Origin of the sequence: Atopomonas sediminilitoris (assembly GCF_022601735.1) — a bacterium.
Taxonomy (GTDB): domain Bacteria; phylum Pseudomonadota; class Gammaproteobacteria; order Pseudomonadales; family Pseudomonadaceae; genus Atopomonas; species Atopomonas sediminilitoris.
The window spans coordinates 250,212-273,943 of sequence record NZ_JAKUMM010000005.1 but is presented as its reverse complement, the minus strand read 5'-3'; the positions used below and the strand labels follow the sequence as shown (position 1 = coordinate 273,943).

The 23,732-nt window shown below is 60.9% G+C and carries 23 protein-coding genes; 13 read left to right on the top strand and 10 right to left on the bottom strand.

Going from position 1 to position 23,732, the window contains the following annotated elements; all coding sequences use genetic code 11:
- The first annotated feature begins 84 nt into the window (after positions 1-84).
- The 4 genes from betI to MKI83_RS09660 all read left to right on the top strand — a co-directional run bounded on the left by betI (position 85) and on the right by MKI83_RS09660 (position 5,027).
- On the top strand, positions 85-675 hold the full coding sequence (betI, locus tag MKI83_RS09675; protein WP_241585225.1) for a transcriptional regulator BetI: 591 nt from the start codon (positions 85-87) through the stop codon (positions 673-675).
- Positions 675-2,138 carry a betaine-aldehyde dehydrogenase gene (betB, locus tag MKI83_RS09670; protein ID WP_241585224.1) on the top strand — a complete coding sequence of 488 codons (1,464 nt, stop codon included), beginning with the start codon at positions 675-677 and terminating at the stop codon, positions 2,136-2,138. The genes betI and betB overlap by 1 nt, the downstream gene beginning before the upstream one ends.
- Positions 2,139-2,148: 10 nt before the next feature.
- A complete protein-coding gene (locus MKI83_RS09665) occupies positions 2,149-3,810 on the top strand; it encodes a choline dehydrogenase (RefSeq protein ID WP_241585222.1) in 1,662 nt (553 codons plus the stop codon).
- Positions 3,811-4,085: 275 nt separating this feature from the next.
- A complete protein-coding gene (locus tag MKI83_RS09660) occupies positions 4,086-5,027 on the top strand; it encodes a choline ABC transporter substrate-binding protein (RefSeq protein WP_241585220.1) in 942 nt (313 codons plus the stop codon).
- 604 nt (positions 5,028-5,631) lie between these two features.
- Here the strand turns inward: MKI83_RS09660 and MKI83_RS09655 are convergent.
- On the bottom strand, positions 5,632-6,012 hold the full coding sequence (locus MKI83_RS09655; protein WP_241585219.1) for a VOC family protein: 381 nt from the start codon (positions 6,010-6,012) through the stop codon (positions 5,632-5,634).
- A 155-nt stretch (positions 6,013-6,167) separates the two neighbouring features.
- Positions 6,168-7,448: an acetyl-CoA C-acetyltransferase gene (locus MKI83_RS09650; RefSeq protein WP_241585217.1), complete on the bottom strand. Its 1,281-nt coding sequence runs from the start codon at positions 7,446-7,448 to the stop codon at positions 6,168-6,170.
- A 193-nt stretch (positions 7,449-7,641) separates the two neighbouring features.
- Between MKI83_RS09650 and MKI83_RS09645 the strand changes: the two genes are divergently transcribed.
- A complete protein-coding gene (locus tag MKI83_RS09645) occupies positions 7,642-9,033 on the top strand; it encodes a 3-oxoacyl-ACP reductase (protein ID WP_241585215.1) in 1,392 nt (463 codons plus the stop codon).
- A 65-nt stretch (positions 9,034-9,098) separates the two neighbouring features.
- Here the strand turns inward: MKI83_RS09645 and MKI83_RS09640 are convergent, their stop codons facing one another.
- The 5 genes from MKI83_RS09640 to dadA all read right to left on the bottom strand — a co-directional run bounded on the left by MKI83_RS09640 (position 9,099) and on the right by dadA (position 13,070).
- The gene (locus tag MKI83_RS09640; protein WP_241585213.1) at positions 9,099-9,518 is read right to left on the bottom strand and encodes a c-type cytochrome; all 420 of its coding nucleotides are present in this window, start codon (positions 9,516-9,518) and stop codon (positions 9,099-9,101) included.
- Between the two features lie 145 nt (positions 9,519-9,663).
- On the bottom strand, positions 9,664-10,212 hold the full coding sequence (locus MKI83_RS09635) for a cupin domain-containing protein (protein WP_241585210.1): 549 nt from the start codon (positions 10,210-10,212) through the stop codon (positions 9,664-9,666).
- A 149-nt stretch (positions 10,213-10,361) separates the two neighbouring features.
- Positions 10,362-11,429: an alanine racemase gene (alr, locus tag MKI83_RS09630; protein WP_241585209.1), complete on the bottom strand. Its 1,068-nt coding sequence runs from the start codon at positions 11,427-11,429 to the stop codon at positions 10,362-10,364.
- A gap of 17 nt (positions 11,430-11,446) precedes the next feature.
- Positions 11,447-11,797, bottom strand: coding sequence for a RidA family protein (locus tag MKI83_RS09625; protein ID WP_241585208.1), 351 nt, complete (start codon positions 11,795-11,797; stop codon positions 11,447-11,449).
- Positions 11,772-13,070, bottom strand: a complete 1,299-nt coding sequence (dadA, locus tag MKI83_RS09620) for a D-amino acid dehydrogenase (RefSeq protein WP_241585207.1) — start codon at positions 13,068-13,070, stop codon at positions 11,772-11,774. The genes MKI83_RS09625 and dadA overlap by 26 nt, the downstream gene beginning before the upstream one ends.
- Before the next feature lie 150 nt (positions 13,071-13,220).
- On the opposite strand from dadA, the gene MKI83_RS09615 reads away from it, so the two are divergent.
- From MKI83_RS09615 to MKI83_RS09605, 3 genes are all read left to right on the top strand, one after another.
- Positions 13,221-13,709: an Lrp/AsnC ligand binding domain-containing protein gene (locus tag MKI83_RS09615; RefSeq protein WP_241585206.1), complete on the top strand. Its 489-nt coding sequence runs from the start codon at positions 13,221-13,223 to the stop codon at positions 13,707-13,709.
- 119 nt (positions 13,710-13,828) lie between these two features.
- Positions 13,829-15,133 (top strand): NAD(P)/FAD-dependent oxidoreductase, encoded by a 1,305-nt coding sequence (locus MKI83_RS09610; protein ID WP_241585201.1) that lies wholly within the window; start codon positions 13,829-13,831, stop codon positions 15,131-15,133.
- A 152-nt stretch (positions 15,134-15,285) separates the two neighbouring features.
- Positions 15,286-15,756 carry an SRPBCC family protein gene (locus MKI83_RS09605; protein WP_241585199.1) on the top strand — a complete coding sequence of 157 codons (471 nt, stop codon included), beginning with the start codon at positions 15,286-15,288 and terminating at the stop codon, positions 15,754-15,756.
- Between the two features lie 49 nt (positions 15,757-15,805).
- Here MKI83_RS09605 and MKI83_RS09600 read toward each other — a convergent pair whose 3' ends face one another.
- Positions 15,806-16,396: a GNAT family N-acetyltransferase gene (locus tag MKI83_RS09600; RefSeq protein ID WP_241585198.1), complete on the bottom strand. Its 591-nt coding sequence runs from the start codon at positions 16,394-16,396 to the stop codon at positions 15,806-15,808.
- A gap of 141 nt (positions 16,397-16,537) precedes the next feature.
- Between MKI83_RS09600 and MKI83_RS09595 the strand changes: the two genes are divergently transcribed.
- The 3 genes from MKI83_RS09595 to MKI83_RS09585 are packed head-to-tail and all read left to right on the top strand — an operon-like array spanning position 16,538 to position 19,212.
- Positions 16,538-17,143, top strand: coding sequence for a hypothetical protein (locus tag MKI83_RS09595; RefSeq protein WP_241585196.1), 606 nt, complete (start codon positions 16,538-16,540; stop codon positions 17,141-17,143).
- 51 nt (positions 17,144-17,194) lie between these two features.
- Positions 17,195-17,872 carry a response regulator gene (locus MKI83_RS09590; protein ID WP_241585194.1) on the top strand — a complete coding sequence of 226 codons (678 nt, stop codon included), beginning with the start codon at positions 17,195-17,197 and terminating at the stop codon, positions 17,870-17,872.
- Positions 17,869-19,212 (top strand): ATP-binding protein, encoded by a 1,344-nt coding sequence (locus MKI83_RS09585; protein WP_241585192.1) that lies wholly within the window; start codon positions 17,869-17,871, stop codon positions 19,210-19,212. Before MKI83_RS09590 ends, MKI83_RS09585 begins: the two co-directional genes overlap by 4 nt.
- A gap of 13 nt (positions 19,213-19,225) precedes the next feature.
- Here the strand turns inward: MKI83_RS09585 and MKI83_RS09580 are convergent, their stop codons facing one another.
- Together MKI83_RS09580 and MKI83_RS09575 are read right to left on the bottom strand one after the other, a co-directional pair.
- Complete coding sequence (locus tag MKI83_RS09580) at positions 19,226-20,389, bottom strand: MFS transporter (RefSeq protein ID WP_241585191.1); 1,164 nt, start codon at positions 20,387-20,389, stop codon at positions 19,226-19,228.
- Between the two features lie 75 nt (positions 20,390-20,464).
- Positions 20,465-21,958, bottom strand: coding sequence for an aldehyde dehydrogenase (locus MKI83_RS09575; RefSeq protein WP_241585189.1), 1,494 nt, complete (start codon positions 21,956-21,958; stop codon positions 20,465-20,467).
- Between the two features lie 181 nt (positions 21,959-22,139).
- Here MKI83_RS09575 and MKI83_RS09570 point away from each other — a divergent pair, with 181 nt between their 5' ends.
- Together MKI83_RS09570 and MKI83_RS09565 are read left to right on the top strand one after the other, a co-directional pair.
- The gene (locus tag MKI83_RS09570; protein WP_241585187.1) at positions 22,140-22,505 is read left to right on the top strand and encodes a cupin domain-containing protein; all 366 of its coding nucleotides are present in this window, start codon (positions 22,140-22,142) and stop codon (positions 22,503-22,505) included.
- Between the two features lie 108 nt (positions 22,506-22,613).
- Positions 22,614-23,465, top strand: a complete 852-nt coding sequence (locus tag MKI83_RS09565; protein WP_241585186.1) for an alpha/beta hydrolase family protein — start codon at positions 22,614-22,616, stop codon at positions 23,463-23,465.
- Positions 23,466-23,732: the final 267 nt, after the last annotated feature.

Sequence of the window (23,732 nt, the reverse complement as noted above, 5' to 3'; positions counted from 1 at the left end):
GCGCCTGCGGGTTTGCACCGACTGGCGGTTTGCTTTAGGCTTTTATTGATTGATCGTTCAATTAAAAATGAATCGAAGCCTTTTATGCCTAAAGTCGGAATGCAGCCCGTACGCCGTCGTCAGTTAATCGAAGCCACCCTGAGCTCGATTGATCAACACGGCCTGCACAACACCACCATCGTCACCATCAGCCGCTTGGCTGGGGTATCGAGCGGCATCATCAGCCACTACTTCGGCGGCAAGAATGGTCTGCTCGAAGCCAGCATGCGCCACCTGCTTAAAGAGCTGGGCAATGCCTACCAGGCACGCGCCGCATTGGTTGACCGTGATGACGGCCAAGCGCGCGTTATGGCCGTGGTGGACGCAAACTTCGACCGCGTGCAAACCAGCCCTGCGGCGTGCAAAACCTGGCTGGCGTTCTGGGCCGAGGCCATGCACCAACCCGAGCTGGCTCGCCTGCAGCGGGTCAACGCCAAGCGCCTGCTCAGCCATTTGCGCGGCGCACTGCGCACCCTGCTGCCAGCCCCGCGCGCGCAATTGGCCGCGCAAGGGCTCGCCGCGCTGATCGACGGCATTTGGCTGCGCGGTGCGTTAGAAGGCGGCATCGACACCGCCCAAGCCAAGGCACTGTGCCGCGATTACCTGCAGCAACAACTGCGTTACAAGGATTCCTGATGTCTGTTTCTTTACCCCTGCACCACAGCTGGATTGCCGGCGCGCCTTACCCCGTGGGTGGCGAGCGCTTTGTCAGCATCAACCCCGCCACCGCACAGCCACTGGCAGAAATCGAACACGCCGATAGCGCGTGTGTTGACGCTGCCATCGCCAGCGCACAGCAAGGCTTTGCCGTGTGGTCCGCAATGCCTGCGGTCGAGCGGGCGCGCATTCTGCTGCGTGCGGTGGCCTTGCTGCGCGAGCACAACGATGAGCTAGCGCAACTGGAAGTGCTCGATACCGGCAAGCCGTGGCAAGAAGCCAGCACGGTGGACATCGCCACCGGCGCCGACAGTATCGAATACTTCGCCGGCCTAGCCGCCAGCGTGCACGGTGAACAGCAAGACTTAGGCGGCGACTTCTTCTACACCCGCCGCGAGCCGCTGGGCGTGGTCGCCGGCATTGGCGCGTGGAACTACCCGCTGCAAATCGCCTGCTGGAAAGCCGCGCCAGCGCTGGCCTGCGGCAATGCCATGGTATTCAAACCGTCGGAAGAAACCCCGCTCACGGCGCTGAAATTGGCCGCCCTCTTTAAACAAGCGGGCGTGCCGGACGGCGTGTTCAACGTGGTGCAGGGCGATCATCGCGTCGGCGAGCTGCTCACCCATCACCCCGATATCGCCAAAGTGTCATTCACCGGCGAGGTCGGCACCGGCAAAAAAGTCATGGCCGCCGCCGCCAGCAGCTTGAAAGAAGTCACCATGGAACTCGGTGGCAAGTCGCCGCTGATCATCTTTGCCGACAGCGATGTGGACGAAGCGGTCGGCGCCGCGCTGGTCGCCAACTTTTATACCCAAGGTGAAGTCTGCACCCACGGCACCCGCGTGTTTGTCGAAGACAGCATCCACGATGCCTTTGTCGCTAAGCTCCGCGCGCGCCTGAGCAATATCCGCCTCGGCGACCCGCAGCATCCGGACACCAACCTTGGCGCGCTGATCAGCGCCAACCATCGCGACAAGGTGCTGGCTTACATCCAAAGCGGCCTCAACGAAGGCGCCACCCTGCTCGCCGGCGGCAAAGCGGCAGCGCCGGCTGGTTGTGAGCAAGGCTATTTCGTCGAGCCCAGCGTGTTCATCGACTGCCACGACGACATGCGCATCGTGCGTGAAGAAATCTTCGGCCCAGTGATGAGCGTGCTGCGCTTTAGCACTGAAGACGAGGTCATCCGCCGCGCCAACGCCACCCACTACGGCTTAGCCGCCGGGGTGTACTGCAATGACCTGCGCCGCGCGCACCGGGTGATTCACCAGCTGCAAGCCGGCATTTGCTGGATCAACAGCTACGGCGCGTCACCGGCCGAGATGCCGGTCGGTGGTTACAAGCAATCCGGCCTTGGCCGCGAAAACGGCTTGGCCACGCTCAACCATTACACCCAAATCAAAAGCGTGTACGTCGGTATGACGCCGCTGCAATCCCCGTTTTAAGGCCTGACTGATGTCTGATTCCCGTTACGACTACATCATCGTCGGCACCGGCTCGGCCGGCTGCGTGCTGGCTAACCGCTTGTCCGCCAACCCCGACCACCGCGTGCTGGTGCTCGAAGCCGGCAAACGCGACAACACGTGGAAAATCCACATGCCGGCGGCGCTGACCTACAACCTGTCCGACGCCAAGTACAACTGGTACTACCACACCGAAGCGCAAGAACACATGAACGGCCGCAGCCTGTACTGGCCGCGCGGCAAAGTGTGGGGCGGCGGCAGCGCGTTGAATGCCATGGTGTATATCCGTGGCCACGCGCTGGACTACGACCGCTGGGCCAGCGAAGGCGCAGACGGCTGGAGCTACGCCGAGGTACTGCCCTACTTCAAGCGCGCGGAAAGCCGCGAAGTCGGCGGCGATGACTGGCGTGGCAGCGACGGCCCGCTCAACGTGCACACCGGCGATGAGCCCAATCCGCTGTTTGATGCCTTCCTCGCCGCCACCGCGCAAGCCGGCTACCCCGCCACCCGCGACATGAACGGCGAGCAGCAAGAAGGCTTCGGCAAGATGGACATGACCATCCGCCAGGGCAAACGCTGGAGCACCGCACAAGCCTATCTGCGCCCAGTGCTCGAGCGGCCCAACTTAAGCGCCGAAGTCGGTGCCTTGGCCACGCGTATCCTGTTTGATGGCGAGCGTGCGATCGGCGTGGAATACCTGCAAGACGGCCGCACCCAGCAAGTCTTTGCCGAGCGCGAGGTGATCTTAGCCGGCGGCGCGATCAACAGCCCGCAGCTGTTGATGCTCTCCGGCATCGGCGACGAGGCGCACCTCAAAGAGCACGGCATCCGCGTACAAAAGCACCTGCCGGGCGTCGGGCAAAACCTGCAAGATCACCTTGAACTGTACGTGCAGCAAGCCTGCAAGCAGCCCATCACCCTGTATCGCTACACCCGTCTGCCAGAGCAGCCGATTGTTGGCGCCAAGTGGTTTCTCAATCACAACTGGGGCGCGTGCCGCACCGCACACTTAGAAGTCGGCGGGTTTATCCGCACGGAAGCGGGCGTGAAGCACCCCGACTTGCAGTACCACTTCCTGCCCTCACAGGTGATCGACCACGGCCGCAAAAACCCCGAATGCCATGCCTACCAAGCGCATGTCGGGCCGATGCGTGCCGAAAGCCGTGGCTACCTTAAGCTGCGCTCGGCCAACCCTGAGCAACATCCGCTGATCGAGCCCAACTATTTGGCCACCGACCGCGACCGCTGGGAGATGCGCCAGAGCGTCAAGCTGACCCGCGAAATCTTCGCGCAACAAGCCTTCGAGCCGTTCCGCGGTGCAGAACTGCGCCCCGGCGTGGATGTGCAGTCGGACAGCGCCATCGACGCCTTCGTCCGCCAGTACGCCGACAGCGCCTATCACCCCAGCTGCACCTGCAAGATGGGCAGCGCCGATGACCCACAGGCGGTGGTCGATAGCCACGCGCGTGTATTTGGCGTCGGCAACCTGCGCGTGGTGGATGCCTCGATCATGCCCAGCATTGTCAGCGGCAACCTCAACGCGCCGACCATCATGCTGGCGGAAAAATGCGCCGACCATATCCTCGGCCAAGCACTGCCCGCTGCCGCCGCCAACGTGTGGATTCACCCACAGTGGCAAACCGCACAACGCTAACCCCATTCACTCGGCACGCCGTTCGCGGCGTGTCCGCTGCCCATCGGCCTGCGGCTAGTGCACACGCTCCAACGTGCGCAACCGGGCTAAGTGAAAGCGTCGCGAGCGACGGTCAGGCAAGGCAAAAATCGCTGAGAAAGCGCAGTGTACAAACGCGTAAATGAGCATTTCGAAGCAGTTTTTAACGCCGCATGACCTAGCGCAGCAGTTTTCACCCAGTCCGGAATGCCGCAGCCCAATGGCCAGCTTCATTTGTTACAAAACTAGGAGCTTGCATGAACCTGCCCCACACCCTACTCACCGCCGCCCTAACCCTGGGCCTGACCAGCGCCACCTTGGCCGCCGAACCCGAGCAGTGCCAGAAGGTGCGCTTCTCCGATGTGGGCTGGACCGACATCACCGCCACCACGGCGATGACCAGCGAAATTCTGGAAAACTTAGGCTACAGCACCCAAACCCAGCTGCTTTCTGTGCCGGTAACCTTCCGTGGCATGCACGATGGCGACTTGGATGTATTCCTCGGCAACTGGATGCCCAGCATGGAAAACGACATCCGCCCGTATCTGGATAAGCAAAGCCTCGACATCCACGCCACCAACTTAACCGGCGCCAAATACACCCTCGCCGTGCCGGCCTACGTGTACGACGCTGGGGTAAAAACCTTTGCCGACTTGGCCAAACACGCCGAGCAGTTCGATAGCAGCATCTACGGCATCGAGCCCGGCAACGACGGCAACCGCCTGATCAGCGACATGATCAAGGCCAACGCCTTTGGTCTGGAAGACTTCCGCCTGGTGGAGTCCAGTGAAGCCGGCATGCTGGCGCAAACCAAGCGCGCAATTCGCCGTAATAACTGGATCGTGTTCCTCGGCTGGGCCCCGCACCCGATGAACCAGTACTTTGAGATGCGCTATCTGGATGGCGGCGACGACTGGTTTGGCCCCAACTTCGGCGGCGCCGAAGTGCATACCGTGGTGCGCAAAGGCTACGCCGCCGAATGCCCCAACGTGGCCAAGCTGCTCAGCAACCTGCAATTCACCGTCGAACAAGAAAACGCGTGGATGGCCGCCATTCTGGATGAAGACCTCGACCCGCGCGAAGCGGCCAAGCAATGGCTAAAAGCCAATCCGCAAGCGCTCGACGCTTGGCTGAGCGGCGTCACCAGCCAAGACGGCCAACCAGGCCTCAGCACCGTCAAAGCCAAACTCGCGCTGTAAGCCAGAAAGAAGCCCAGCAGTGCGCTGGGCTTCAGACCGCTGCCAATGGCTCAGCGCACACCAATCGCCCCTTTTATCCGGCTGAGCATAGGCTGGCTGGCGTGGGGTAAGCCGCAAGGATGCGGCGCAAGCGGCGATGGGCTTCAGACCACTGACAAAGACCCGCTGGAAGAGCCAGTGGTGCAGGTCGAAGGTTTAGCGGTTGCAATGCTTAAGCATTACTTAGTGGCTTAATCTTGCTGATTGATCGTGCGAAGGCGCCAAGCCCTTGGTGTTCGGCTGAGCAGAGGGTTTGCGCAGCGGGGCGCGAGACAAGGATGTCGAGCTAGTGGCGATGGGCCAGGATGGCCCTTCGCCCCGACCCGTAGAGCAGGCCCAGCGCGAAGGGAGTTTGGCCGCAGGTCAAACTCGGACACAGGGTGCCCTTCTTCTTTGGTTACTTTCTTCTTGGGCACGCAAGATGAACGTAGCGAAGCGGAGTAACAGCCGCAGGCTGGCCCGAAGGGCGAGCGAAGCGAGTCAAGTGACGCGCCGGGCAGGCGCAACAAAATGGTCCAGCGTACTCAATCATCAACCTGACGAACGCACTCAAACAATCCACGCATCACGGCATGCGATACATCGCACACAGCTTATTCCCCGCTGGGTCCAGCAGGTAAGCCAGATACAACTTCATGCCGCCCCCTTCACGCACGCCGGGCGCGTCTTCAACCGCCACACCGCCGTTCGCTAAACCTGCCGCGTGCCAAGCATCCGCCTGTTCGGGGCTGCTGGCGGCAAAGCCGATGGTGCTGCCGTTGCCTTTGCTGGCCGGCTGACCATCAATGGGCTTGGTGATGGCAAACACATCTTTGGGGCCAAAGTAAAAGCAGCGCCCTTTAGGATCGATCATCCCTGCTTTGTAGCCCAACACGCCCATGGTGGCATCGTAGAAGGCTTTGGACTGTTCGATATCGTTGGCACCGAGCATGACGTGGCTAAACATGGCATTTCCTTGTGAGTGGTCCAAACGTGAAGCTCAACCTTAGCGCATACCGCACGCCGCTGCGCTAAGCGCAGCAAAGTATTCAAGCGCTGTATGGCAGGCAAAAAAAAGCGCCGTAGCAACGGCGCAAACAGTGCTTACAACACAGGAAGCGGTTACGGGCGCTCGACGATCGCGACCACGCCTTGCCCACCGGCGGCACAGATGGAGATCAGGCCACGGCCCGAGCCCTTTTCTGCCAGCTGTTTGGCCAAGCTGGCGATGATGCGCCCGCCGGTGGCGGCAAACGGGTGGCCCGCAGCCAACGAGCTACCGCGCACGTTGAGCTTGCTGCGATCGATGCTGCCGAGGGCTTTTTTCAGGCCGAGTTTTTCTTTGCAGTAGCTTGGGTCTTCCCACGCTTTGAGGGTGCACAGCACCTGCGCGGCAAAGGCTTCGTGAATCTCGTAGAAGTCAAAGTCTTGCAGGGTTAAACCCGCGCGCTCGAGCATCCGCGGCATGGCGTAGGCCGGTGCCATCAGCAGGCCCTCGCCCTTCTTCACAAAGTCGACGGCGGCAACTTCACCAAAGCTCAGGTAGGCCAATACCGGCAGCTTGCGCGCCTTGGCCCACTCTTCGCTGGCCAGCAGCACCAACGAGGCACCGTCGGTCAGTGGGGTCGAGTTGCCGGGGGTCAGAGTGCCGCTAGCAGAGCGATCAAAGCAGGGCTTGAGGCCTGCGAGTTTTTCCGCCGATAAGTCAGCGCGCAGGTTATTGTCGCGCTCCAAGCCCATAAACGGCGTCATCAGGTCAGCATGGAAACCGTCGGCGTACGATTTGGCCATGTTTTGGTGACTGGCCAGCGCCAGCGCATCTTGCTCGGCGCGCGGAATCTGCCATGTTTTGGCCATCAATTCGCAGTGCTCACCCATCGACAGCCCTGTGCGCGGCTCGCCGTTTTGCGGCACCGAAGGGGCAAGATGGCTGGGACGAATCTTCAGCAGCGCTTTGACTTTGTCGCCGGTGGTTTTACCACGGTTGGCTTCGAGCAGAATCTGCCGCAGCTTTTCGCTAACGCCAATCGGCGCGTCAGACGTGGTATCCACACCGCCGGCAATGCCGCACTCGATTTGCCCCAAGGCAATCTTGTTGGCCACCAAAATTGCCGCTTCAAGGCCAGTACCGCACGCTTGTTGAATGTCGTAGGCGGGGGTTTCTGGCGCCAGCGAGCTACCCAGCACGCATTCACGGGTCATGTTGAAATCGCGTGAGTGCTTGAGCACCGCGCCTGCGACCACTTCGCCAACCCGCTCACCCGACAAACCAAAACGCTGTACTAAGCCTTCCAGCGCGGCGGTCAACATCTGGCTATTGCTGGCTTTGGCGTAAGGGCCATTGGAACGGGCAAAAGGAATACGGTTACCGCCGATAATGGCAACACGACGAATCTGACTCATGCAGGGTCTCCTTAATACGGCACGGCACAGCGCCGCGTTAATGTGCCGCAAGCTTAGCTGATGAACGAGACGGCTCATTGGCCGTGGCGACCGATTAAGCGCTGCGGCGGTCAATCGATGCGTCATCAAGCTTTGCTTTAATGCAGCCACTGTTTAACCATGCGCGGCCACTAGGCCCCCTCAGGAGAGTTTCATGGATCGCTACACCACCTTTGCCCAGTCTGGCTTTGGCCGCTCGCTGTTACAGGCAGTCGGCATGCCCGCGCCGGTGGCGCTGCAGCGCCATCAAACGCACAGCCCGTTGCTGCGCGCCCCCGTGGTGATCGGCGTGGCGCGCAATACCGCGGTGACCCAAGCGCTGTTGCGCATTCTGGCCGACAGCCAAGCGGTGGTGTACGCCGCGCGTGGCGAAGGCTTAGACAATCCGCACCCGCTGGCGAAAGAGGCCAACGTGAGTCTCGGCAGCGTGAGTGAAGGGGAAAAGCTACAAGCCCTGCTGCTGGATGTGTCCGGCGTGAGCGACAGCAGCGAGCTGAAAGTGCTGCTGCGCTTTTTGCAGCCACACCTGCCGCAGCTGGCTGCCAGCGGCCGCGTGCTGATTGTGGGCCGCCCGCCCGAAGCCTGCGCCGAGCCCAAGCAAGCCACCGCCATGCGCGCGCTGGAAGGCTTTGTGCGCTCGCTGGGTAAAGAGTTACGCGCCGGCGGCACCGCCAATCTGATCTACGTGGCCGAAGGCGGCGAAGCACAACTGGACTCCAGCGTGCGCTTCTTCCTCTCGCCGCGCTCGGCGTATGTCAGCGCGCAGCATGTGCGTATCACCGCCAACAGCGCCTGCACGCTCGACTGGCAAAAACCGCTGGCCGGCCAAGTCGCCTTAGTCACCGGCGCGAGTCGCGGCATTGGTGCGGCGATTGCTGAAGTGCTGGCCCGCGACGGTGCCAAGGTGATTGGCTTGGATATTCCGCAAGCGGCCGGCGAACTGCAAACCGCCATGGCGCGTTTAGACGGTGAAGCTCTGGCCGTGGACATCACCGCCGCTGATGCGCCCAAGCAAATTGCCGAAGCCCTAAAAAGCCACGGCGGCGTGGATCTGCTGGTGCACAACGCCGGCATCACCCGCGACAAAACCCTCGCGCGGATGAGCGATGCCTTCTGGGATCAGGTGATGGACATCAACCTGCTCAGCGAAGAACGCATCAACGATCACCTGCTGGCCAACAAGCTGTTCAAGAAAGGCGCTCGCATCGTCTGCGTGGCCTCGATCAGCGGCATCGCCGGTAACCGTGGGCAAACCAACTACGGGCTGTCTAAGGCGGGCGTGATTGGCATGGTGGAGTCGATGGCCGCCCCGCTGGCCAAGCACAACATCAGCATCAATGCGGTGGCGCCGGGCTTTATCGAAACGCAAATGACCGCGGCGATCCCTTTCGCCATCCGCGAAGCGGGCCGACGCATGAACAGCCTCAGCCAAGGCGGCTTGCCGGTGGATGTGGCCGAAACCATCGCGTGGCTTGGCAACCCGGCCTCTAACGGCTTAAGCGGCAACGTGGTGCGTGTCTGCGGGCAAAGCTTGCTCGGCGCGTAAGGCTAATCTTCGGCCACAAAAAACCCCGCACTGAGCGGGGTTTTTTACTTCAAGCACGCTCGGGCTTATAGGCCCGACATGTGCTTGATGGCGGCCATCAGCTCGTCATCCGAGCAGTCGCCGCAAGTGCCTTTAGGCGGCATCGCGTTGATGCCGTTGATGGCATGCGACAGCAGGGTATCGAGGCCACCGGCTTTGTCCGAACGCGCTTTCCAGTCAGCGCTATCGCCGACTTTCGGTGCACCCAGTACGCCAGCGCCGTGGCAACCGTTGCACGACTTGGCAACAATCTCTTCACCGCTACGTGGGCCACTGCTGGTCGCCACAGCGGCAACGGCAGCGCCTTTACATTCTTCGCCTTGGATACACACATCGCCTACCGGCTTGATGCGTGCAGCAATGTCTTCGTTGGTGGCGGCCTGGGCGCTCACTGCAACCAGGGCCAAAACAGCGGCGTGGGCCGCCAGCATTTTCTTCAGGTTCACCCTTACACCCTCAATCATGGCTTGTTGTGGACCCGAGCTTCACGGTGGCGCGGGCGGGTCACAGTATACCGGCAATGCTTTGTGGCCGAAACAACCCTGTCAACAACGAGGCTTTTGCGCGGCTTTGCTGCAGAGGCGCGAGCGCTTAGAAGTTGGCCGGCGTGGTGGCGCTGATCAAGCGCACGGGCTCATCAAAGGGGTTACGAAAGCGGTGTGGCTGTGTGCTGTCGAAGTAATAGCTGTCGCCGGGTTCGAGGATGTAGGTTTCCAGTCCGACGGTCAGCTCCAGGCGTCCCGATACCACAGTGCCGGCCTCTTCGCCCTCGTGCGAGAGCATATCGTCGCCCGTGTCGGCGCCGGCGGGGTACAGCTCATTGAGAAAGGCGATCAGGCGGTTGGCGTGGGCTTTACCGACGAGTTTCATCTCTACCTGACCGCTGGACAGGTCGATCAGCTCGTCTTGTTTGTACACCACCTGCGTTGGGTTGCCCTCTTCCAAGTCCATCGAGAAAAACTCCACCAACGGCATGGGAATGCCGCCGAGCACCTTCTTCAACGAGCTGACCGAAGGGCTGACGCTGTTCTTCTCAATCATGGAAATGGTGCTGTTGGTGACACCGGCACGTTTGGCCAGTTCACGCTGCGATAAGCCTTTAAGTTTGCGGATGGTGCGCAGGCGAGCTCCAACGTCCAAAGGTGGTGTCCTCCACAAGGGATCAGCCAAAAAGTGGTGGCCATCATGGCAAGAGTGTTCGGAATTTTCAACAGCCGTGTCCAAGACATTGGCCGCTACAGGCACAGATCTGGCACGAACGGTCGGCAAACAGGCCGTTTGCGACGAGCTTAGTGTTGGTAGCGCAACGGCACGCGGCGCACGTTGCAAAACAACTGATAGGGGATGCTTTGCGCTTGCGCGGCCACTTCACTGGCCAACACCTGCTGCCCCCATAGCTCGACGGCGCTGCCGAGGCCGGCTTTGGGCAGGTCGGTGAGGTCCACCGTGAGCATGTCCATCGACACACGGCCGATCAGCCGTGTGCGCTGACCGTCCACCGCCACCGGCGTGCCATCGGGGGCATGGCGGGGATAACCATCGGCATAACCCATGGCAACCACGCCCACACGGGTGGGCCGCGCGGTGATAAAACGCCCGGCGTAGCCGAGCGGCTCGCCGGCTGGCAGTTCACGCACGGCGATGATTTGTGAACTTAGGCTCATCACAGGCTTGAGTTGCTCGGCCTGTGCGTGTTGCCCCGCAAAAGGACTGGCGCCGTAGAGCATGATACCCGCCCGCACCCAATCGTTATGCACTTGCGGCCAGCCTAAAATCGCCGGCGAATTGGCCAGACTGATTTCGGCCTTAAGCCCAGCACTGGCGTTTAAAAAGGCTTTCTGTTGCTCCAACGTGCGCGGGCATTCCAACTCGTCGGCGCGGGCGAAGTGGCTCATCAACACCACTTTGGCCACTTGGCCGCTGGCGAGTAAGCGTTGATACAACGGCTGTAGCTCATCCACCGCAACACCAACACGGTGCATGCCGCTATCGAGCTTGAGCCACACGGTGAGCGGCCGTTGCAGCTGCGCACGCTCAATCGCTTGCACTTGCCACGCGCTGTGCACGACACACCACAGTTGATGCTGATCGATCAGCGCCAGCTCATCGGCGGCGAAAAAACCTTCCAGCAGCAAAATCGGCTGGCGGATGCCGGCAGCGCGCAACTCTAAGGCTTCTTCAATGCAAGCCACGGCAAAGCCGTCGGCTTCGGGTAACGCTTCGGCACACACCACCGCGCCATGCCCATAGGCATTGGCTTTGATCACCGCCAGCGCTCGGCCACCGCCCAAGCGCTGCGCCAACTGGTAGTTGTGGCGTAAGGCGGCAAGGTCAATCAGGGCTTGGGCTGGGCGCATGGCACGATACCGATCAATTACAGCGCGGCAATGACGGTCATTTCGACCAACACGCGCGGGTCATACAGTTTGGCCTCAACGCAGGCGCGCGCGGGTGCGCAGCCTTCGGCCACCCAAGCGTCGTAGACGCTGTTCATGCCGGCGTAATGCGCGGCCATGTCTTTGACGTACACGGTCACTGACAGCACCTTGGATTTGTCGGTGCCGGCTTCGGCGAGAAACTGGTCAACGCTGGCCAAGATTTCTTGCGTTTGCTGCACGATGTCGCCGTCGTAGTTCTCCGCCAACTGCCCGGCCAGATAGACCGTGCCGTTGTGGATGACGATTTCGCTAAAGCGTTTTTCAGTGCGCAGGCGCTGGATGGACATGAGCAGTGGACTCCTTGGTCTTGCGATAGCGGGAAATGTCTAAGCCCTCAGCACTGATCTGCGGACGGCGGCTGGCCATCTGATCCGCCAGCAGGCGACCCGAGCCGCACGCCATGGTCCAGCCAAGGGTGCCGTGACCGGTGTTGAGGAACAAGTTGCGCAGTTTAGTGGCACCCACGATCGGTGTGCCATCCGGCGTTGCCGGGCGCAGACCGGTCCAGAACTCCGCTTGGGCTAAATCGCCGCCTTGCGGGTACAGATCGGCGGTGATCATTTCCAGCGTGGCGCGACGGCGCGGGTTAAGGCTTAAATCGTGGCCGGCAATTTCAGCCATGCCGCCGACGCGGATGCGGTTGTCAAAACGGGTGATCGCCACTTTGTAGGTTTCATCCAAAATGGTCGAGGTCGGCGCCATCGTCGCATTGGTGATCGGCACGGTCAGCGAGTAACCCTTAAGCGGGTACACCGGCGCCTTGATGCCCACCGGCTTAAGCAGCGCAGGCGTGTAGCTGCCCAGCGCCAGCACGTAGCGATCGGCCTTTTCTAGCACGCCATCAATCCACACGCCGTTGATGCTGTCACCGTCGCTCTCTAAACGCTGGATGTTCTGCCCAAAGCGGAACTCCACACCCATGGCTTGCGCCATTTCGGTGAGTTTGCGGGTAAACATCTGGCAGTCACCGGTTTGATCGTTAGGCAGGCGCAGAGCACCGGCCAGCTTGTGCGTCACATTGGCCAAGGCCGGCTCAACGCGGGCAATGCCGGCACGGTCAAGCACTTCAAACGGTACGCCGGTGCGTTGCAGCACGGCGATATCTTTGGCCGCGTTATCCAGCTGCGCTTGGGTGCGGAACAACTGAGTCGTGCCTAACTGACGGCCTTCGTAGTTGATGCCCGTTTCAGCGCGCAACTCGTCCAAGCAGTCACGACTGTACTCGGCCAAACGCACCATGCGTTCTTTGTTGATGTCATAACGGGCCGCGGTGCAGTTGCGCAGCATTTGCAGCATCCAGGTGTATTGATCCGGATTGCCGGTCAGCTTGATCGCCAATGGCGCGTGCTTTTGCAGCAGCCACTTCATGGCCTTCAGCGGGATACCCGGGGCCGCCCACGGTGAGGCATAACCGGGGGAAATCTGCCCGGCGTTGGCATAGCTGGTTTCCAGCGAAGCGGCGGGTTGACGGTCAACCACCACCACTTCAAAGCCAGCGCGCGCCAAGTAATACGCACTGGTGGTACCGATAACGCCGCTGCCAAGCACTAATACACGCATGAGAGACTCCCGCCACGCCAAAGCATGACACTTGCTGATCTAGAGATATCGGCTAGTCTATTGCTGCTTTAGCAGTTTTATTCACCATTTATCAGGCTCTTTCAGCGCTATATTTCTGGCAAAAAAGCCTTTTGCAGAGGTAATTCGCCCGTGCGAACTCAACACCAAACCCGCCGTGAACTGGACAAGATCGACCGCAAGATTCTGCGCATCCTGCAGGACGAGGCACGCATCTCCTTTACTGAACTGGGCGAGCGCGTCGGCTTATCCACCACGCCCTGCACCGAGCGGGTCCGCCGCCTGGAGCGCGAAGGGGTGATTCAGGGCTACTCCGCGCGGCTCAACCCCCAGCATTTGAAGGCCAGCCTGCTGGTGTTTGTCGAGATCAGCTTGGCGTTTAAGTCCGGCGATATTTTTGAAGAGTTCCGCCGTGCCGTGCTCAAACTGCCACACGTGCTGGATTGCCACTTGGTGTCTGGCGATTTCGACTATTTAGTCAAGGCACGCATCAACGAGATGGCCAGCTACCGCAAGCTGCTGGGCGACATCCTGCTGAAACTGCCGCACGTGCGCGAATCCAAAAGCTACATCGTGATGGAAGAAGTCAAAGAAACCTTGCACTTGCCAGTGCCGGACTGAGCCACGGTTAATCAGCGTTTGCCTAAACCTAGGTTTAGCACGCTGTACTTGGCCGCCGCCATCAGGCCTTGCTAGGCTTGCGTGCAATTTATTTGACACAGCATTCAGGAAAGCCTGCCATGAGCGCGCGCACAGCCACCCACACCGAGCATCACGCCCCGTCTTATTACGCCGCCAGCGCCAGCCGGCAAACCGACTACCCGACCTTGCTAGGCGCCGCGCAGGTGGATGTGTGCATTGTTGGCGGCGGCTTCAGCGGCTTGAACACCGCGATTGAGCTGGCCGAACGCGGCTACTCGGTAGCCGTGCTCGAAGCCCACAAGATGGGCTGGGGCGCCAGCGGCCGCAACGGTGGCCAGCTGATTCGCGGCGTCGGCCACGATGTCGATCAGTTCGCCAAACACATCGGCGCCGACGGCGTGCTGGCACTCAAGCACATGGGCATCGAAGCGGTCGACATCGTGCGCCAGCGGGTGGCCAAGTTCGCCATCGACTGCGACCTCACGTGGGGCTATTGCGACTTGGCCAACAAGCGCCGCGATGTCGAAGGCTTCTTTGAAGACCTGCAAGCGCTGCAAGCGCTGGGCTACCCACACGCATTGCGCTTGCTGGATAAAAGCCAGATGCGCGAGGTGGTAGGCTCGGACCAATACCTTGGCGGTCTGATCGACATGGGCTCGGGCCACCTACACCCGCTGAATCTCGCCTTGGGTGAAGCCGCCGCCGCGCACAGCCTCGGTGTGCAACTGTTCGAGCACTCGGCCGTCACCCGTATCGACTACGGCAGCCAAGTGGCCGTGCACACCGCGCAAGGCTGCGTGCGCGCCAACACCTTAGTGCTGGCCTGCAACGCCTACATGAATCAGCTCAACCCCAAGCTTGGCGGACAAGTGTTGCCGGCGGGCAGCTACATCATCGCCACTGAACCCTTAACCGAAGCGCAAGCCGCGCGCTTGATCCCGCAAAACATGGCCTTGTGTGATCAGCGCGTGGCGCTGGACTACTACCGCCTGTCTGCCGACCGCCGTTTGTTATTCGGCGGCGCGTGCAACTACTCCGGCCGCGACCCCAAAGACATCACCGCCTACATGCGGCCCAAAATGCTCAAGGTATTCCCCGAGCTGGCTAGCACGCGCATCGACTTTGCTTGGGGCGGCATGATCGGCATCGGCGCCAACCGCCTGCCGCAGATCGGCCGTCTGCCGGAGCATGCCAACGTGTACTTTGCGCAGGCTTACTCCGGCCATGGGGTGAATGCCACGCACTTGGCCGGCAAGCTGCTGGCCGAGGCCATCCACGGGCAAAGCAACGGCTTTGACCTGTTCGCCAAAGTGCCGCACATGACCTTCCCCGGCGGGCCGGCGCTGCGCTCACCGCTACTGGCCATGGGCATGCTGTGGCACCGCCTGCTGGATATTGTCTAAGGCGCGCCGCTTGAAAAGCGGCACCAGCCAATCACGGCGTTGTGCCGCCGCGCCCGCTGATTAGCCCGGCCACGCCCACCGGCTTGCGCTATGCCGCGCAGCAACCGTGCGCAATAGACGCTAGGCTTGAAGAAAATGCCGCGAGTGCTGACATGTCCAAAGCCGCTGGGTTTATCCGTATCCATACGCAAGCTGAAATCGCCTGCAGCCCTGAGGAGCTATTCCGCTACGTGACCACACCGGCGCGCTGGCGCGAATGGCATCATTCCTCGCTGCGTACCGGCCCCGGTGCCGATCAGCCGCTGATTGCCGGCGCACGCTTCGAAGAAGATATTCGCGCCGGCGCAGTGCAGGCGCACCTGAGCTGGCGGGTGGATGAGGTACTCGCCAACCAATGCTGGATCGCCCGCGCCGAAGGCACGCTAGGCATCGAACTCACCCTGCGCTACGACTTCACCACCGCGCCCAACGGCGTGCTGTTTCAACGCACGCTGGACTATCGCAGCCACCACCGCGTACTGCACTGGCTGCATCAACTGGTGCTGCGGCATAAAGTGGAAAGCGAATCCAAACAGGCCCTGCGCGAGTTACAAAAGCAGGTCGCGCTGGGCATGCATCGCTAAAAATGGCATTCAGTCATGCCGTCTTTGGACGGATAAACACATTCAGCCCCTACCCCTGCATCAACCTAAACCGTAAATTCTGCCGCACGGCCGGCCACTCTGGCGCGATGATGGAGAACACCACGGTATCGCGGATTACCCCGTCAGCACTGCGCTGGTGATGGCGCAAGACCCCGTCTTGTTTGGCGCCTAAACGGGCGATGGCGGCGCGGGAGCGGGTGTTGTGCCAGTGGGTGCGAAACTCTACCGCCATGGCCTGCAATGCCTCGAAGGCGTGGCTCAGCAGCAACAGTTTGGCTTCGGTGTTGAACGGCCCGCGCTGGGCGCTGGCGCGGTACCAGGTATGGCCTATCTCTAGGCGCTGGTTGAGCTCATCCACCGCAAAATAGCGGGTGCAGCCGAGCAAGCGCCCGCTGCTTTGCTCGCGAACCACAAAGGCTAAAGCGCCCTGGTCTTGCTGCATGCGCAGGGCGCGTTCGATATAGGCGCTGACGTGTTCAGGCTTGGGGATGGAGGTAAACCACAGCTCCCACAAACGCCCATCGCTCACCGCCTCGGCCATTTCAGCGGCATCGCTCAAAGCCAAAGGCTCTAGCCGCACATGCTGGCCCTGCAAGGTAACCGCGCGAATCCATCCCATCATCACTCCTTAGTCTTTTACCGCTCAATACAGCGCTATGGCTGTTGGTTCAGCCTAGGTTCAGCTTTGGTACAGGCTCTGTTCAGCCACGCGCCGTCACTATGGCTCCCGAGTTCACCACATCACTTTAGGAGCTACACCATGAACCGCACACTGACTACCCTTGCTCTAGGCACCAGCTTGGCTTTCACCAGTTTGGCCAGCGTCGCCAATGACACCTTCGTCGGCCTGACCTGGGGCCAAACCGACAATAACATTCAGAAGTCGTCAGCACTGAATAAAAACCTCGACAACCCGAACCTCGACAAAGTCATCGACGGCACCGGCACTTGGGGCGTGCGCGTGGGTCAACAAAATAACCAACGCCGCTATTACGCCACCTATGAAAATATCTCCGACAGCGACAACGGCGCCAAGTTACGCCAGCAAAACCTGCTCGGCAGCTATGACGTATTAGTGCCCTTGGGCCAAAACGCCACGTACCTATACGGTGGCGCTACCCTCGGCTTGATCAAGCTGGAGCAAGAAAGCTCAGGCGCTAGCCGCGACAGTGACATCGGCTACGCGGCTGGCTTACAAGCCGGTATCCTGCAAAAAGTCGATCAACACTTCTCCATGGAAGCCGGCTACCGTTACCTGCGCAGTAATGCCAGTACCGAAATTTCAGCGCACGGCGGCAGCAAGCTCGGCTCACTAGACTTGCACAGCAGTAGTCAAGCGTTTATTGGCGTTAACTACCAATTTTGAACATTGATGACGAACACAGGGCTGGGCTAGCCCCAGCCCTGAGCGAGCACTATGAAAATTTTGTTAGTCGAAGACGAGGCGCTGCTGCGTCATCACCTTAAAACACGGCTCAGCGAGCACGAGCAAACGGTTGACGCCACCGCCGACGCCGAAGAAGCACTGTATCGTGCTCGCGAGTACCACCACGACATCGCCATCGTCGACCTGGGCTTACCCGGCATGAGCGGCCTGGATTTTATCCGCCAACTGCGCAGCCTAGGCCGCACCTTGCCGATTCTCATCCTGACGGCGCGAGGCAACTGGCAAGACAAGGTCGAAGGGCTGAGTGCCGGCGCCGATGATTATTTGGTCAAGCCGTTCCAGTTTGAAGAGTTAGAAGCGCGCCTGCAGGCACTGCTGCGGCGCTCTGTGGGCTTAGTGCAGGCACGCGTTACCGCCGGCCCCTTACAGCTGGATCTCAACCGCAAACAAGCCTTGGTTGATGAGCAGCCGCTGCCGCTCACCGCGTATGAATACCGTCTGCTGGAGTATCTGATGTTGCACGCTCAGCAAGTGGTGTCGAAAGATCGGCTGATGGAGCAGCTGTATGAACACGATGACGAGCGCGACCCCAACGTGATTGAGGTGCTGATCGGGCGCTTACGGCGCAAGCTCGATACCGCCTGTGCGCTACAGCCCATCGACACCGTGCGCGGCCAAGGTTATTTATTTACCGAGCGCTGCCGATGATGCGCTCGCTGCGTCTGCGTCTGCTGCTTGCCGCCAGCTTGCTGGCCAGCCTGTTTATGCTCGGCCTGCTACCAACGCTGCACAACGCCTTTCGCCAAGCGCTGGACAGCGTGATCGAACAACGTCTGGCCGCCGATGCCGCCACCTTACTCTCGGCCGCACGCTGGCAGAATGGTCGCCTGCAGATGCCGGCGCAGCTCCCGGACGAAGAATTCAACCTGCTCCACTCTAAGCTGCTCGGTTTTATCTACGACCACCAAGGCCGGCTGCTTTGGCAATCGCCCTCGAGCCTCGACGAGCAACTCGACTATCAACCGCGCTTCGACGGCAAGAATCCGCAATTTGCCCGCCTGCAGGACGCCGCCGGTCTCGAGTTCTTTGTCTACGACTTGGAAATCCACAGCCTCGCCGGCCAACCGGCCGCGCTAAGCATCGTCACCATGCAGCCGGACAGCGAATACCAGCCGATGCTCGCGGCGGTCAGCCAGCAGCTCAAACTGGGCCTAGGCGGCGCCTTGCTGGTGCTGTTGTTGCTGCTCTGGCTGGGGCTGAATTGGGCCTTCAGCACCCTGCGTGGGCTCAGCCGTGAGCTGGACGAGGTCGAGAGCGGCCACCGCGACACCCTCAGCGCACAACAGCCCACCGAACTGCTCCGCCTGACCGACTCACTGAACCGCCTGCTGGCCAGCGAACGCCGCCAGCGCGAGCGCTATCAAGACTCGCTGGGTGATTTGGCGCACAGCCTGAAAACCCCGCTCAGCGTTTTGCAGGGCGTGGCCGAAGTGCTCAGCCGTGCGCCAGCCCAGCGCGAACAGGCGCAGGTGCTTAACCAGCAGGTGGCGCGCATGAGTCAGCAAGTGGATTACCAGCTGCAACGCGCCAGCCTGCGCAAGAGCGGCCTAGTGCGCCACCACCAAGACCTTGGTCCGGTGCTGGATACCCTGTGCAGCGCGTTGGATAAGGTTTACCGCGACAAGCGCGTGCAAGTCAGCCGGCAATTCAGCAGCCCTTGCCTGATCCCCATGGAGCAAGCCGCCCTGTTCGAGCTGCTCGGCAATCTGCTCGAAAACGCCTACCGCTTGAGCTTGGGGCAGATCTGCGTGCGCGTGGTGCAGCAGGCCGACAGCTGCCAACTGTGGATTGAAGACGACGGCCCGGGGATTCCCGCCGACCAACGTGCGCGCATCTTGCAGCGTGGCGAGCGACTCGACAGCCTGCACCCCGGCCAAGGCATCGGCACCGCCGTGGTGGTGGATATCATCGACAGCTACGGCGGCACCCTGACCCTCGGCGAGTCCGCGCTGGGCGGGGCCAGTTTTCATATTCAGCTGCCGCGCTAACTGTGCGCGGTACTCAAGCGGCGTCCCGCGTGGCAAACAACGGGTAACGCCACAGCAAATATAAAAAGAACGCCGCGCCGGCGGCCAACAGCCACGGCAAGGCGTGACCACTCAGCCATTGGCTGGCCGCCCCGGTGCTGGTGGGGCCAATCAAGGCTCCCACGCCCCACAGCATGGCAATGTGTGCATTGGCGCGCACCAAGGCGGCATCGCGGTAGCGCTCCCCAATCAAGATCAACGACAAGGTGTACAGGCCCCCCGCGCTGGCGCCAAACAACACCAGCCACGGCCACAGCAACCAGCTGTGCAGCACCCACGGCAAGCTCAGACAGGTCAGCAGCAGTACGCCGCCACTGATTTGGTACAGCCGCGTGCGCGATACCCGATCGGCCAGCCAGCCAATCGGCAGTTGCAAACAGGCATCGCCGATCACCACCACGCTGACAATGGTCAGCGCCACGGCCTCGGTAAAGCCTTGTTGCAAGGCGTACACCGGCAGCAAGGTGAGCACCATCGATTCAAAGCAGGCAAACAGCACCACCGCCCAAGCCAGCGCCGGCAGCTGACGAGCAAAGCCTAATAAGCCACGACCAATCGCGGCGTTGGCCTCCACCACCGGAGCGCCACCACGGCCGAGTAAAAACAACACACCGACCAACAGCAGCGCCGCCGATAGGTGAAAGCCGATATCGGTCTGGGTACCTAACAGCGCCAACAGCAAGGGGCCGGCAAGTTGGCTGAGGGCAAAGCCGGTGCCGTACAAGGCCACCCAGCGGCCACGGTAGTGCTCTTCCGCCAGCTGGTTGATCCAACTTTCGCCGAGCACAAACGTCACCGTCAGGCAGATACCCAAGGCCAATCGCAAGACCAGCCACACGCTGTAGTGCGGCAGCCACGACAGCAGTCCCACCGCGACCGCGCTGACCAGCAAGCTCAGCTGCACACTGCGTGGGCCGCCGAGGCGCGCCGACAAATAGCCGCTTAGCCGCGCACCCAGCAAGGTGCCGACGGCGGGCATCGCCGCCATCACCCCGATGGCAAAGCTGCCATAGCCTTGCGCCTCAAGGCGTAACGACACCAGCGGCAAGCTCACGCCCAGCGCCAGCCCCACCAGCACCACACTGCTGGCCACGGCCAGAAAGGTCAGCCAGCGGCTTTGTTGGTCATCATGACGCATGGTGCTTGCCTCAAAAACACACAGCCGATCACGAGGATCGGCTGTGGCGTAGGGCGCGAGGTTAAGCCTGCGCCGTTACAGCTTGATCCACGTCGCTTTCAGCTCGGTGTACTTATCAAACGCGTGCAGCGATTTATCGCGGCCATTGCCCGATTGCTTGTAGCCGCCGAAGGGCGCGGTCATGTCGCCGCCGTCGTACTGGTTCACCCACATGCTGCCGACGCGCAGCGCACGCGCGGTTTGGTGCGCCTTGCTGAGGTTGCTGGTCCAGATTGCAGCGGCCAGACCGTAGATGCTGTCGTTGGCGATCTGGATCGCCTCTTCAGTGCTGTCGAAGGGGATCACCGTCAGCACAGGGCCAAAGATTTCTTCTTGGGCAATGCGCATCGCGTTGTTGGCGTTATCGAAGATGGTCGGCTCGACGTACACCCCGCCGGTGTCTTGCAGGGTTTGCGCGCCGCCGCACAGCAGCGTGGCTTGCTCGGCCTTGCCGGCCTCGATGTAACCCAACACGCTCCGCAGATGGCCTTCATCGACCAACGCGCCCACTTTGGTTTCAGGGTCCAGCGCGTGGCCGGTCTGCCAGCCGCGCATGGCATCGACCACCATGGGCATGAACTGATCTTTGATCGAGCGCTCGACCAATAGACGCGAACCGGCGGTGCACATCTCACCTTGGTTAAAGCAAATCGCTGCGGCGGCGGCCTCAGCGGCGTCTTGCAGGCACGGCGCATCGGCAAAGACGATATTGGCACTCTTGCCGCCGGCCTCCAGCCAGACGCGCTTCATGTTGGACTCGCCGGCGTAAATCATCAGCTGCTTGGCGATTTTGGTCGAACCGGTGAACACCAGCGTGTCGACATCCATGTGCAGTGCCAGCGCTTTACCCACGGTGTGGCCGTAGCCCGGCAACACGTTAAGCACACCGGCAGGAATGCCCGCCTCCAGCGCCAATTGCGCCATGCGCAGCGCCGTGAGCGGCGACTTCTCTGACGGTTTAACGATCACCGAGTTACCGGTGGCCAGCGCCGGGCCGAGCTTCCATGCGGTCATGATCATCGGGAAGTTCCACGGCACGATGGCCGCCACCACGCCGACTGGCTCGCGCGTCACCAAGCCCAGCTCGTTATGCGGGGTGGCGGCGACTTCGTCATAAATCTTGTCGATCGCCTCGCCGCTCCAGCGAATCGCCCGTGAGGCGCCCGGCACATCAACGTTCAGTGCGTCGTTGATCGGCTTACCCATGTCGAGGGTTTCCAGCAGAGCTAACTCTTCGGCGTGGGCGTCGAGCAAATCGGCAAAACGCACCATGATCTTTTTGCGTTCAGCCGGCGCCATCTGCGACCACACGCCCGAGGCAAACACGCTACGCGCATCGGCGACGGCTTTTTCTGCATCGGCGGCGTCACAGCTGGCCACCTTAACCAAGAAGCGCCCATCGACCGGGCTGATGCAGTCAAACGTGGCACCGGCCACCGCATCGCAATAGGTGCCATGAATAAACGCGCGCCCTTCAATGTTTAAGGCTTTGGCGCGGGCTTCCCAGTCGGCTCGGGTCAGGCTGCTCATGGTGGACACCTCTTAATGGCATAGGGGCAAAAATAGACCAACAACATAATCTGGCCACACTACTGGCCGCACTCAGGGTTTTCAATATTTTTTACACGGCGTGCAGAAAAACTTGTCATTGGTTTTTTTTCGCGCCTAGACTGCCGGCTCTGTCTTCGTTGCCCAACCCGAGTGACTCGCCATGACCGTGAATGAAATTATCGACTTTGCCAGCGCCATGACCCCCGCCGAGCATTACGCACCCGCGGCGGAAAAAATCCTCAAGGGCAACCCGCAGCAAAGTGCGCGCAATCACTACGCCAGCCCATGCGGTCAATTCAGCACCGGCATCTGGGAAGGGGCCGTGGGGCAATGGCAGGTCAATTACAGCGAGTTTGAGTACTGCGAGATTCTGCAAGGCGTCTCCGTGCTGCGTGATGCCGACGGCAACAGCCGCACGGTGCGCGCTGGCGACCGCTTTGTGATTCCCGCAGGCTTCAGCGGCACCTGGGAGGTGCTGGAGCCGTGTCGCAAGGTGTACGTGATTTATGAGAAAGCCGACGCATAAGGCGTCGAACTTAGCAGGCATTGGCCGAACTGCCGGCGACCTCGGCTACCGCTCCCATAGCCGCAGCCCCGTCTGCGCGGCATGCTGAACACCGACCAAGGAGTTCGCATGTCGCACACATTTACCTTACCCGCCGCCGATGGCTATGCCATTCCGCTGACCTTATTTGCGCGCGATGACCTGCGTGATGCGTGCGGCGACTGCCTGCTCATTCACCCCGCCTTAGGGGTGCGCGCCAGCTTTTATAACGCCTTTGCCGAAGCGCTCAGCCAGCAAGGCCACTGCGTTTTAGTGCTAGAGCAGCGCGGCCAAGGTAGCAGCGCCCTGCGTGCTGCCCATCATGTGGATTACGGCTACGCCGAACTGTGCGATGACCTCCACCGTGCGGTGACGTGGCTGGCGCGGCACTATCCACAGCGCCGCCGCTTTTTGCTCGGCCATAGCCTGGGCGGCCAGCTGGGGATTGCCTACAGCGCCATGCATAACAGCAGCCTGCACGGTTTAGTCACCCTCGCCAGCGCCAACCCGCACTGGCGTCATTACCGTGGCTTTACCCGTTGGCAGCTATTCGGCCTACAGTGGCTAACCCCTGTGCTGTGCCGCACGCTCGGCTACTTTCCCGGCGATCGTTTAGGCTTTGGCGGGCGCGAGGCGCGTGGTCTGATGCACGACTGGCTACAACTGGTGCGGCATAACCGATTCGTCGCGCTGCGACCTGACCTCAACCAACGTCTACAACGGCTGCGCTTGCCGCTGTTAAGCATCGGTTTTAACCAAGACAGCTTCGCGCCGATCGGCCCTGTGCGCGCCTTAGGTGCCTTGCTCGAAAACGCCACGATCGAGCATGCGCAGTTTGACGCGCACCGCCTCGGCACAGTTGCCGACCACTTTGCTTGGGCTAAAAAGCCGCAGGCGGTGGTGCAACACATCCACCATTGGCTGCAACAGCAACCCAGCTAACCGGCCAAACCAGTCGCAAATAAAGACCGAGCACGGTCAGGTCAATAGCAAAAAGCGACATTTAATCCGATGAATGGGCATTCAGGACATGAACACTGATCGTCCTTTTATTTCTTTTGGTAACACCCAGAAGCCGCACCAATCCTGACTCACGTCATTTTGCTTAACCCTAAAGCGCAGTAGCAAAATATGTAGTCCGCTACTTTAAGTACTACATCACACCTTGAAGGCGCAGGGCCAAGTCTGCACAATGCGCAGCCCCGGCTA

Bases quoted from the DNA above. Each gene is read 5' to 3' on its own strand.
- betI (WP_241585225.1), top strand. From the start codon at position 85: ATGCCTAAAGTCGGAATGCAGCCCGTACGCCGTCGTCAGTTAATCGAA.
- betB (WP_241585224.1), top strand. From the start codon at position 675: ATGTCTGTTTCTTTACCCCTGCACCACAGCTGGATTGCCGGCGCGCCT.
- MKI83_RS09665 (WP_241585222.1), top strand. From the start codon at position 2,149: ATGTCTGATTCCCGTTACGACTACATCATCGTCGGCACCGGCTCGGCC.
- MKI83_RS09660 (WP_241585220.1), top strand. From the start codon at position 4,086: ATGAACCTGCCCCACACCCTACTCACCGCCGCCCTAACCCTGGGCCTG.
- MKI83_RS09655 (WP_241585219.1), bottom strand. From the start codon at position 6,012: ATGTTTAGCCACGTCATGCTCGGTGCCAACGATATCGAACAGTCCAAA.
- MKI83_RS09650 (WP_241585217.1), bottom strand. From the start codon at position 7,448: ATGAGTCAGATTCGTCGTGTTGCCATTATCGGCGGTAACCGTATTCCT.
- MKI83_RS09645 (WP_241585215.1), top strand. From the start codon at position 7,642: ATGGATCGCTACACCACCTTTGCCCAGTCTGGCTTTGGCCGCTCGCTG.
- alr (WP_241585209.1), bottom strand. From the start codon at position 11,429: ATGCGCCCAGCCCAAGCCCTGATTGACCTTGCCGCCTTACGCCACAAC.
- MKI83_RS09625 (WP_241585208.1), bottom strand. From the start codon at position 11,797: ATGTCCATCCAGCGCCTGCGCACTGAAAAACGCTTTAGCGAAATCGTC.
- dadA (WP_241585207.1), bottom strand. From the start codon at position 13,070: ATGCGTGTATTAGTGCTTGGCAGCGGCGTTATCGGTACCACCAGTGCG.
- MKI83_RS09610 (WP_241585201.1), top strand. From the start codon at position 13,829: ATGAGCGCGCGCACAGCCACCCACACCGAGCATCACGCCCCGTCTTAT.
- MKI83_RS09605 (WP_241585199.1), top strand. From the start codon at position 15,286: ATGTCCAAAGCCGCTGGGTTTATCCGTATCCATACGCAAGCTGAAATC.
- MKI83_RS09600 (WP_241585198.1), bottom strand. From the start codon at position 16,396: ATGGGATGGATTCGCGCGGTTACCTTGCAGGGCCAGCATGTGCGGCTA.
- MKI83_RS09595 (WP_241585196.1), top strand. From the start codon at position 16,538: ATGAACCGCACACTGACTACCCTTGCTCTAGGCACCAGCTTGGCTTTC.
- MKI83_RS09590 (WP_241585194.1), top strand. From the start codon at position 17,195: ATGAAAATTTTGTTAGTCGAAGACGAGGCGCTGCTGCGTCATCACCTT.
- MKI83_RS09585 (WP_241585192.1), top strand. From the start codon at position 17,869: ATGATGCGCTCGCTGCGTCTGCGTCTGCTGCTTGCCGCCAGCTTGCTG.
- MKI83_RS09580 (WP_241585191.1), bottom strand. From the start codon at position 20,389: ATGCGTCATGATGACCAACAAAGCCGCTGGCTGACCTTTCTGGCCGTG.
- MKI83_RS09575 (WP_241585189.1), bottom strand. From the start codon at position 21,958: ATGAGCAGCCTGACCCGAGCCGACTGGGAAGCCCGCGCCAAAGCCTTA.
- MKI83_RS09570 (WP_241585187.1), top strand. From the start codon at position 22,140: ATGACCGTGAATGAAATTATCGACTTTGCCAGCGCCATGACCCCCGCC.
- MKI83_RS09565 (WP_241585186.1), top strand. From the start codon at position 22,614: ATGTCGCACACATTTACCTTACCCGCCGCCGATGGCTATGCCATTCCG.